Genomic DNA, 6,000 nt, shown 5'->3' with positions numbered 1-6,000 from the left:
GCCCCGGCCCTCCCCATCACCCCCCCCCCCCCCCCCCCCCCCCCCCCCCCCCCCCCCCCCCCCCCCCGCGGAAGGTGGATTATGCGAGCAGCTTGTCGATCAGCGCGTATGCCGCGGCGAACGCGGCGGTCTCGGCCGCATGACGCGTCGCGAAGACATGATTGCCACTCTGCAGCACTTCGGTATCGCCCGCGTCGGCAGGATCGGTGCCGTCCTCCGCGATGCGAACCTCGTAGGTCCACAGCTGCGTCTCATCGACGCTGCCCGCGATGTGCTCTCGCTGCGGCGAAATCAGGACGTAGGCGTCCTTGCCGCGGTATTGCTCCACGCGCCAGTCATCGCTTGCCATGAGGTCTCTCCCGTGTGTGATCACAGAGGTTGGAGCCTGGCGACGGGAAGGCGTTCCGGGAATGAGAGGAAGATGCGAGAAAAGGAAGCGGAAAAGGAAGCGGAAAAGGAAGCGGAAAAGAAAAAGGGCTTCCGTTTCCGGAAGCCCTTCGTCTCTATAGGTGGCGCGGCTGGCAGGATTCGAACCCACGACCCCTTGGTTCGTAGCCAAGTACTCTATCCAACTGAGCTACAGCCGCACGCGAGAAAAGAGATTATATAGAAGTTTTGATTTTTGGGAAGCCCCTTCGTGCATTTTTTTCGCCATCGGGGCCGCACAGCCGCAACTTTCTATAATGACAGCCTCATGAAGTGATCCCGACCATGAACAAGGCATTTGTCAAAGAGTCGTCCGACGAGGACGACGACGACCTTCCGGAAGGCGCCACACCGATTCCGGCGGGAACCAAGAACTACATCACCGCCACCGGCTACGACCGCCTGCGCAACGAACTCATGCATCTGATCGACGTGGATCGGCCGGACGTCGTGCAGATCGTGTCGTGGGCCGCATCGAATGGCGACCGCTCGGAGAACGGTGACTACCTCTATGGCAAGAAGCGGCTGCGCGAGATCGATCGGCGCATCCGCTTTCTCACGCGCCGGCTCGACAAGGCGGAGGTCGTCGATCCCTCCCTGCAGGGCGACAACGACCAGATCTTCTTCGGCGCCACCGTGACCTATGCGAACCAGGCCGGCGAGGAGACCACGATCACCATCGTCGGCATGGACGAGGTGGACCTCGACACCCATCGCGTGAGCTGGATCTCGCCGATCGCCAAGGCACTGATCAAGGCGCGCGAGGGCGATACCGTGCCGCTGCGAACGCCGGCCGGCATCGAACAGATCGATATTCTGGAAGTCCGCTACCCGAAGCGGGGGCAAGCGGAGGCCTGACCGGCGGGTCAGCCGTCGTTACGGTCGCGGAAGATCCGGATCACGTCCGGATTGCGGCGCAGCGCGCGCATGACGTTGGCGAGGTGCAGACGGTTCTGCACCTGGATCACGAACTGCATGTACGTGGCTTCCTGATGGCCGCCCTGCTGCTGCTCCATCGACACGTGGGCCACGTTGGCGTCCGCCGACGTGAGGTCTGCAGCGACGCGCGCCACGATGCCCTTCACGTTGTGCACCATGACCTTGATCGAGACATCGAACGCGCGCGTGGTCTTCTTCGCCCACATGACCTCGATCCAGTGCTCGGGATCCTTGCTGTGCAGCCGCTTGGCCACCTTGCAATCCTGCACGTGGATCTGCAGGCCTTCCCCCTTGCCGAGATAGCCGACGATCGAATCGCCGGGAATCGGGCGGCAGCATGCCGAGAAGATCATCGACATGCCTTCGTCGCCGGTAATCGCCACGGCCGGGGCTTCCTCGCCCGCGAAGGTCTGCACGGCGGCCAGCAGCGCGCTATCGACGTCGCCGGACAACTCCTGCAGCAGGATTTCCATGCGGCGCGCCACCACGGCCGGCACGCGGCGGCCCAGCGCGAGGTCCGCGAAGATATCCTCGCGATGCTTGTTGCCGGTCCACTGGATCATGCGGTCCCACACGGCCTGCGGCACCGCCTTGAGCTCGATGCCAAGCTGCCGCGCCGCCTGCTCGAGGAGGCGCTCGCCGAGCTGGATCGCCTCGTCGAGCTTGGTCGTCTTGAGGTAATGGCGAATCGCCGCACGCGCCTTGCCGGTACGCACGAACGCGAGCCACGCCGGATTGGGCTTCGAGTACGGCGCCGTCACCACCTCGACGATATCGCCGCTCTTGAGCTCCGTGCGCAGCGGCAGCAGCTCGTTGTTGATCTTGACGGCCACGCACTGGTTGCCGAGGTCGCTGTGCACCGCGTACGCGAAGTCGAGCGCGGTGGCGCCGCGCGGCAGCGCGCGGATATGGCCCTTGGGCGTGAACACGTAGACCGCGTCGGGGAACAGGTCGATCTTGACGTGCTCGAGGAATTCCTGCGAATCGCCGGTCTGGCTCTGGATATCGAGCAGCGACTGCAGCCACTGGTGCGCCTGCTGCTGGATATCGTTGGCGTGATCGGCCTGATGCTTGTACATCCAGTGCGCGGCCACGCCGGCCTCGGCGATCTGATGCATGCCGCGCGTGCGGATCTGGAACTCCACGGGCGTGCCGAACGGACCCACCAGCGTCGTATGCAGCGACTGGTAGCCGTTGATCTTCGGAATCGCGATGTAGTCCTTGAACTTGCCCGGCATCGGCTTGTACAGGCCGTGCAGCGCGCCCATGGCCATGTAGCAGTGCATCTGCGTTTCCACGACCACGCGGAAACCGTAGACGTCGAGCACCTGCGAGAACGACAGCTGCTTGTCGTGCATCTTGCGATAGATGCTGTAGAGCGTCTTCTCGCGGCCCGACAGTTCGGCGACGATGCCCGCGTCGGCCAGCGCATGCTGCGCGGCCTCGAGAATGCGCTTGACCACTTCGCGGCGGTTGCCGCGCGCGGCCTTCACGGCCTTCTCGAGCGTGGCGTAGCGGAACGGCGAGCCGACCTTGAACGACAGCTCCTGCAGTTCGCGGTAGATCGTGTTGAGACCGAGACGGTGCGCGATGGGCGCGTAGATCTCCATCGTCTCGAGCGCGATGCGGCGGCGCTTCTCCGGCGGCACGAAGCCGAGCGTGCGCATGTTGTGCGTGCGGTCGGCCAGCTTGACGAGAATCACGCGCACGTCGCGCGCCATCGCGAGCAGCATCTTGCGGAAGCTTTCCGCCTGCGCCTGTTCGCGGCTCTGGAATTCGAGCTTGTCGAGCTTGGTCAGCCCATCGACGAGTTCGGCCACCTTGGGACCGAACTTCTCCGCGAGCTCGCTCTTGGTGATGCCCTGGTCCTCGATCACGTCGTGCAGCAGCGCGGCCATGATCGACTGCACGTCGAGCTTCCACTCCGCGCACAGTTCGGCCACCGCGACGGGGTGCGTGATGTACGGCTCCCCGCTCTGCCGGTACTGGCCGAGGTGCGCCTCGTCGGAGAACTGGAATGCCTCGCGCACGACGGCCTGATCGGCTGGCTTCAGATAAGCCAGCTTCTCCATGAGCCGAGCGATCGAGATGACCTGCTGCCGCGGCGGGACCGCGGGTTGCGACGTGGGGCCGAAGAAGTGCCGGTAGGACTGCGCCAGCACCGCGTCGATATACAGGTCGCTGCCGGGCGCCGGCGGCGGCACGCTCGCGGGCGGCTCCGCCAGCAGCTCTTCGGTCTCGGTGGCTGCGCGGGACTTCGTCTGCGCCTTCGTTTGCGCGATGGGCGGGACGACCGCCCGCTCCCCGACAACGTCGTTGCCGAGCGGATCGGGGAGATTGGGTGCGCCGGTGCGTGCCGTCACTGAGGGCGAGCCGGGGTTGCCTTGCCTACGCCCGGCCGGACCGGAGGGGCCGGAGGAAGCAGGGGGTGCAGGCGGCAGGGAAGACATGATGGCGGCCTATGGAATCCGGCTGGTAGCGAGGACACACGATGGGCCGCCTGACCAATCAGGTCGGGACCTTCTTCAGCATCTCGATGCCGACCTGGCCCGAGGCGATTTCACGCAGTGCCACGACCGTGGGCTTGTCCTTCGCTTCGACCTTGGGCGTGTGACCCTGCACCAGCTGGCGTGCACGGTACGTCGCGGCGAGCGCGAGCTCGAAACGATTCGGGATGTGTTTCAGACAATCTTCGACGGTAATACGCGCCATATCAAATCCACCTTGGGATAAAACCTGTTCGACAGGCCGCCATTTTACAGCACGCGGCCGAAACGGGTCCGGCCGCCCATGACTCACTGAAGTTCTCAGTGGATTCCGAGCTCGATAAAGAGCTCCGCGTGACGCGCCTTCTGCGACGAAAAGCGCAGACGTGTCGCACGAACGACGTTCTTGAGCTGCTCCAGCGCGTCTTCGAACACCTCGTTGATGATCACGTAGTCGGACTCGCTCGCGTGCGCCATTTCGCTCCCCGCGGCCAGCAGGCGCCGCACGATCACGTTGGGCTCGTCCTGGCCGCGCTTCTTGAGCCGTTCCTCGAGCGCCGTCAGCGACGGCGGGAGAATAAAGATCTCCATCGCATTGGAGAACCGCTTGTGCACCTGCTGCGCGCCCTGCCAGTCGATCTCCAGCAGCACGTCGTTGCCCTGCGCCATCTGTTCCTCGATCCACACGCGCGACGTCGCGTAGTAGTTGCCGTGGACTTCCGCCCACTCGAGGAAGTCCCCGCGGTCGCGCGCGGCGCGGAACGTGTCGATGGTCGTGAAATGGTATTCGCGGCCATTCTGCTCGCCGGGACGCGGCGCGCGCGTGGTGTGCGAAATGGACAGGCGGATGGCCGGGTCCTGCGCGAGCAGCGCATTGACCAGCGTGGACTTGCCGGCCCCGGAGGGCGCGACCACCATGAACAGGTTGCCGGGATAGGCGGTGTCGATGGCAGTATGGGTCGAGTCGCTCATGATGATCGTGAATCGTGTGGATCGGGTAAATCGTTATTCGAGGTTCTGGATCTGCTCGCGCATCTGCTCGATCAGCAGCTTGAGCTCCATCGAGGCGTCGGAGAGTTCCTTGGCGGCTGCCTTCGAACCCAGCGTGTTGGCTTCGCGGTTGAGCTCCTGCATCATGAAGTCGAGCCGCTTGCCGACCTGGCCGCCCTTCTTCAGGATATGCCGCGTTTCATTCAGGTGGGCCTGGAGCCTCGAAAGTTCCTCGGCGATATCGATGCGGATACCGTACACCGTGGCTTCCTGGCGGATCCGTTCGGCGATTTCGTCGCGGCTCATCGAGGGCATGCCCGTGGGCGCGGCGAGGTTGAACGCCTCCTGCAGCCGCTCGGTCAGTTTCTCCTGATGATGCGCGATCAGTTGCGGAATCGTCGGCGTCAGGCGCTCGACGATCGCGAGCATCGCATCGACGCGCTCCTCGAGCGTGGCCTTGAGGGCTTCGCCCTCGCGGCGGCGCGCTTCCAGCAACTGCTTCAGCGCATCGCGGGCGGCGCCCATCACGGCCTCGCGCAGGGCGTCCTGCGAGAGTTCCGGCTCCACCAGAACGCCGGGCCAGCGCAGGATCTCGCCCATGCGCAGCGAGCCCGCGCCCGCGAAGGTGGCGCTTACCGTGGTTTCCAGCGCGCGGATCTGGTCCAGCAGGCCCTGGTTCAGCGCCAGCGTGGCGCCGCCGGTGTCCGTGCGCTGCAGGTTGATCCGGCATTCGAGCTTGCCGCGCGACAGTTCGCCCATCAGCATTTCACGCAGCGCCGGCTCGTACGCGCGGCATTCCTCGGGCGCGCGGAACAACAGGTCGAGGAAACGCGAATTGACAGTCCGGAACTCGACCGAAACCGATGCGGTCCGCCCGCTGGGCTCGCCCTGCGCGTTCGTCAGCGGCGCCTGCCGCGTGGCCGAACCAAAACCTGTCATGCTGTGAATCATTGGGTAATCTCGCGAATAAGTCGGTGGCCGGGCCGGAAATGCGGCCGGGCGGCATCGAAAATCAGGGAAAAAGCCATGCAAAACAGCAGGCCGGAATGAAATTCGGCGAGGGTTGGATAATGGCGACACCGCGCGACAACACCCCGCTACACGTTCCTTTACAAGTGACCGATTAGCCCGGACAATCCGTGAGCAAATCCGGTCCCGA

General features: G+C 64.6%; 6 protein-coding genes and 1 tRNA gene. 1 reads left to right on the top strand and 6 read right to left on the bottom strand.

Annotated elements, in window-relative coordinates; translation table 11 throughout:
• Positions 1–79: 79 nt before the first annotated feature.
• Both AAHB16_RS09275 and AAHB16_RS09270 read right to left on the bottom strand, forming a co-directional pair.
• Positions 80–349: a hypothetical protein gene (locus AAHB16_RS09275; protein ID WP_342050678.1), complete on the bottom strand. Its 270-nt coding sequence runs from the start codon at positions 347–349 to the stop codon at positions 80–82.
• 161 nt (positions 350–510) lie between these two features.
• Positions 511–587, bottom strand: a tRNA-Arg gene (locus tag AAHB16_RS09270).
• A 124-nt stretch (positions 588–711) separates the two neighbouring features.
• Between AAHB16_RS09270 and greB the strand changes: the two genes are divergently transcribed.
• Positions 712–1,284 (top strand): transcription elongation factor GreB, encoded by a 573-nt coding sequence (greB, locus tag AAHB16_RS09265; protein WP_150371061.1) that lies wholly within the window; start codon positions 712–714, stop codon positions 1,282–1,284.
• An 8-nt stretch (positions 1,285–1,292) separates the two neighbouring features.
• Here the strand turns inward: greB and AAHB16_RS09260 are convergent, their stop codons facing one another.
• The 4 genes from AAHB16_RS09260 to AAHB16_RS09245 form a co-directional block, all read right to left on the bottom strand.
• A complete protein-coding gene (locus AAHB16_RS09260; RefSeq protein WP_150371060.1) occupies positions 1,293–3,728 on the bottom strand; it encodes a RelA/SpoT family protein in 2,436 nt (811 codons plus the stop codon).
• A gap of 145 nt (positions 3,729–3,873) precedes the next feature.
• Positions 3,874–4,077: a DNA-directed RNA polymerase subunit omega gene (gene rpoZ / locus AAHB16_RS09255; RefSeq protein WP_006578656.1), complete on the bottom strand. Its 204-nt coding sequence runs from the start codon at positions 4,075–4,077 to the stop codon at positions 3,874–3,876.
• 95 nt (positions 4,078–4,172) lie between these two features.
• Positions 4,173–4,823 carry a guanylate kinase gene (gene gmk / locus AAHB16_RS09250; RefSeq protein ID WP_150371059.1) on the bottom strand — a complete coding sequence of 217 codons (651 nt, stop codon included), beginning with the start codon at positions 4,821–4,823 and terminating at the stop codon, positions 4,173–4,175.
• Between the two features lie 33 nt (positions 4,824–4,856).
• Entirely contained in the window at positions 4,857–5,792 is a 936-nt protein-coding gene (locus tag AAHB16_RS09245; RefSeq protein ID WP_150371058.1) for a YicC/YloC family endoribonuclease, read from the bottom strand.
• Positions 5,793–6,000: the final 208 nt, after the last annotated feature.

Source organism: Cupriavidus sp. OTU4054, assembly GCF_038440175.1.
Lineage (GTDB): Bacteria > Pseudomonadota > Gammaproteobacteria > Burkholderiales > Burkholderiaceae > Cupriavidus > Cupriavidus pauculus_D.
Note: the sequence above shows the minus strand (reverse complement) of the source record. Positions and strands in the feature narration are given on the sequence as shown.